This window comes from Streptomyces sp. MI02-7b (assembly GCF_033793585.1).
Taxonomy (GTDB): domain Bacteria; phylum Actinomycetota; class Actinomycetes; order Streptomycetales; family Streptomycetaceae; genus Actinacidiphila.
Genome location: NZ_JARAWX010000075.1, coordinates 1 through 778, shown reverse-complemented (window position 1 = coordinate 778; position 778 = coordinate 1). Strand labels below are relative to the sequence as shown.

The following is a 778-nucleotide window of genomic DNA, read 5'->3' as shown; positions in this document are numbered from 1 at the left end:
GGGAGCAGGCGGTGGCCGTACGGGTCGACGGCCCGGGTGCGGGGCCTGGTGCTGTTGGCGCTGGGGGTGGTGAAGGTCGCAACGGCCGGACAGCTGCGACAGCTGGTGCTGCCGGGAACGGCGGATGTGCAGACGGTCCGCAACGCGTGCAAGGACCTGAAGGCGGCCGGGCTGGTGGAGACGGTGGGGTCGGCCAACCGGCCCGGCCGGTCGGGCAAGCCGGTGGCCGAGCACGTGTGGAACTTGACCACGGCCGGGCTGGCGGCCGCCGCCGGCGAACTCGGCCGATATCCCAGGGAGATGGGCGGTACCGCCCGGGAAGCTGCGAAAGCCGGCGCCGCGCACGCGCTGAAAGTGACCGACACCATCGACGCGTTCCGCCAGTCACCACCGCAGCCCACCCACCCCGTCCCCCGCCGCCACCCCCGTCTCGCCGGCGAAGCCGGGCCCGTAGCCGGCACCGGGGCCGCCCCCACACCCCCAAGCGCGGGTCCTGGCACCGGCACCGAGCCCGACCCGCCACTCCAGCCGGAACCACGGCTGGTATCCGCCCGGCCGCGCGGACTGGGCACCCTGCGCGGCTGGACGACCGAAGTGATCCTCCCGGTCACCGGAACCTTCACAGCACCCGGCAGGGGCAGCCTGCGGGCCGACGCGGTGCTGACGGCACCACAGGACCAGATGCCCGTGCTGTTCGTGGAGGTCGACAACCACACCGAACCAGCAGCTGTACTGGCGGACAAGATCGCCCGCTACCACCGCTTCTTCCAGCGCACCG

General features: G+C 73.3%; 1 protein-coding gene. It reads left to right on the top strand.

The window, feature by feature from the left end:
* On the top strand, window positions 1–778 hold a 778-nt coding region (locus tag PV364_RS41120; RefSeq protein ID WP_319666061.1), incomplete at both ends, for a replication-relaxation family protein.